The sequence below is a fragment of the Mesorhizobium sp. M2C.T.Ca.TU.002.02.1.1 genome (assembly GCF_003997225.1).
In genome coordinates, this window is the sequence record NZ_RZTO01000888.1 from 1 (window position 1) to 2,401 (window position 2,401).

Sequence of the window (2,401 nt, forward strand, 5' to 3'; positions counted from 1 at the left end):
CTCTTCCTTCTCCCACAAGGGGAGAAGGAAGAGACGCTGGCGCCGCTTCACCGTTCACTCCGCCCCCACGCCATGCTAACTCCCCTCGCATGGCACAGAAGAAAGGATACGAGGTCGATTCGTGGCTGGCGAGGCCCGATCCCTCCATGGGGATCGTCCTGCTCTACGGTCCCGACCGCGGCCTTGTCGCCGAGCGGGCGAAAGCCTTCGCCGCGAAAACCGGGCTGCCGCTCGACGACCCCTTCTCGGTGGTCAAGCTCGACGGCGCCGAAGTCGACCGCGACGCGGGCCGGCTGCTCGACGAGGCGCGCACCGTGCCGATGTTTTCCGACCGGCGGCTGCTTTGGGTGCGCAACGCCAGCGGCCAGAAGGCGCTGGCCGACGACATCAAGGCGCTGACCGCCGAGCCTGCCCGCGACGCCATCATCCTCATCGAGGCGGGCGACCTGAAGAAGGGCACGGGCCTCAGAGCCGTCGTCGAGGCCGCCGGCAACGCCGTCGCCTTGCCCTGCTATGCGGATGAAGCCCGCGACCTCGATACGGTGATCGACGACGAATTGCGCAAGGCCGGCATGTCGATGACGCTGGACGCCCGCCAGGCGCTGCGCCGCAATCTCGGCGGCGATCGTCTCGCCTCGCGCGGCGAGATCGAGAAGCTGGTGCTCTATGCGCACGGCAAGAAGGAAATCGACGTCGACGACGTCAACGCGCTGTCCGGCGATGTCTCCGGCGCTTCCTTCGACGCCGCGGTCGACGCCATGCTGGACGGCAAGGTCGGCGATTTCGACATCGCTTTCAACCGCCACTGCCAGTCCGGCGGTCATCCCTTCCTGGTGCTGTCCTCGGCGATGCGCCAGCTGCAGGCGATCCAGGTGATGCGCGGCCAGATGGAGAGCGGCGGCCGCAACGCCGCCACGGTCGTCGCCAGCGCCCGCCCGCCGGTCTTCTTCTCGCGCCGCAAGCTGGTGGAGAAGACGCTGGAGCGCTGGACTGTCGAGGCGCTCGGCCGCGCGCTCGGTCGGCTGCAGACGGCGGTGCTGCAGACACGCAAGCGGCCGGACCTGTCGGAGGCGCTGGCCAGGCAGGCGTTGCTGGGGATTGCCATCGAGAGCGCGCGGCTGGGGCAGAGATAGGTGGTGGAGCTTGGCGAAAGCGGACGCAGCGGCTGATCTCCCTCGTGGGTAGGCTGCGCCCTATCCTCCCGCCCCGGAGCCGCCTTTCCGGTCAATTCATCATCATCGTGTCCATCGGCTGGAAGGTCGGCAGCGCTTGCGGAAAGACCAGCACCGCCGCGCCGTAAAGAAGCAGAGCGACGCCCGACACCTTCGCGATCAGCTCTCCATGGGGAAAAGTCTTCTCCGCAAAGACCAGCAGCGTGACCACCGCCATTGCGGCGATGTTCATGATCCCGAGCGGGAAAAGCGCCAGAAACAGAAGCCAGCAGCAGCCCAGGCAAAAGAGCCCATGCTGCAGGCCCATGCGCACCGCGCCCGACTGACCATCGCGCCATGAGGTCAGGATGAAGCCGATCGGCGTGCGGCATTTGGCGAGACACAGGTCTTTCAATGGCGAGAGCTGATAGGCGCCGGCTGCCATCAGCAGCGCGCCGCCGATGCGCGCGGCCGTCGCCGCGGACAGTCCCACATACCCGGCAAGCATCTCCGCGCCCGCCGCGGCGGCAAAGGCGAGAACGCCCGTCGCCGTCCAAACCAGCATGTAGCCGGCCACGAACACCCAGGTCGAGACAAAGGCCTGGCCGCGGCCCCGTTTGCCGCTCTGGACCTGGTGAAAGGTCAGGATCATGGGCGCGGCCGCCGGAAACATCATGGCAATCATCATGATCAACCAGACGGCAAGAAACAGCGCGGCCGTCATGCCCATGGTGGGCGAGACCATGCGCATGCCGGCGTCCATGCCGGTCTGCTGCCGGACGAGCAAGGCCCACGCCGCCGCCGCCGCGGCGATCAGCAGCGCAAGGATGATGTTTCGCTGCAGCGTCAGCATCGGCAAGCCCGTTCCGACTTTTGCGGGGGCAAGCGCTATTGCTGGCCGGACCAGTTGATCGGCGCGTAATGCCCGTTGCGGCGGGAATTGTCCCAACTCATGCCGTGATCGCTGAAGGTGCTGCCTTCCGCCCCCATCGCCATACCCAACCAGTCCGGATTGACGGGATGCCCGGAGGCCACCCACATCTCGCCGTCCTCGCGCATGGTCGGCAGCGGTTCGACCGCCAGCCGCGCCACGCCCTCAATCGCCGCCGACCGCTTCTTGCCATCGACCCGGTAGTCGATCGGCACCTTCTTCGCTCCGAGGTTGGTGCCGATCATCGGCGCGAAGGCAGCCATCGGACCACCCGCGGCGCCGGTGAAGATGGCGCCCAGCGCTTCCGTCTGGCGGTCAT

Annotated in this window: 3 protein-coding genes; 1 reads left to right on the plus strand and 2 read right to left on the minus strand. The window is 67.2% G+C overall.

Annotated features, from left to right (window positions below; all coding sequences use genetic code 11):
* Window positions 1-89 precede the first annotated feature (89 nt).
* Entirely contained in the window at window positions 90-1,133 is a 1,044-nt protein-coding gene (holA, locus tag EOD07_RS30950) for a DNA polymerase III subunit delta (RefSeq protein ID WP_127237995.1), read from the plus strand.
* Between the two features lie 91 nt (window positions 1,134-1,224).
* On the opposite strand, the gene EOD07_RS30955 is transcribed toward holA, so the two are convergent.
* On the minus strand, window positions 1,225-2,004 hold the full coding sequence (locus EOD07_RS30955) for a DUF2182 domain-containing protein (RefSeq protein ID WP_127237996.1): 780 nt from the start codon (window positions 2,002-2,004) through the stop codon (window positions 1,225-1,227).
* Between the two features lie 35 nt (window positions 2,005-2,039).
* A partial coding sequence (locus tag EOD07_RS30960; protein ID WP_127237997.1) for a DUF1326 domain-containing protein occupies window positions 2,040-2,401 on the minus strand: 362 nt, incomplete at its 5' end.

Excerpts from the sequence above, each read along its gene's own strand:
- holA (WP_127237995.1), top strand. The coding sequence starts at position 90 with ATGGCACAGAAGAAAGGATACGAGGTCGATTCGTGGCTGGCGAGGCCC.
- EOD07_RS30955 (WP_127237996.1), bottom strand. The coding sequence starts at position 2,004 with ATGCTGACGCTGCAGCGAAACATCATCCTTGCGCTGCTGATCGCCGCG.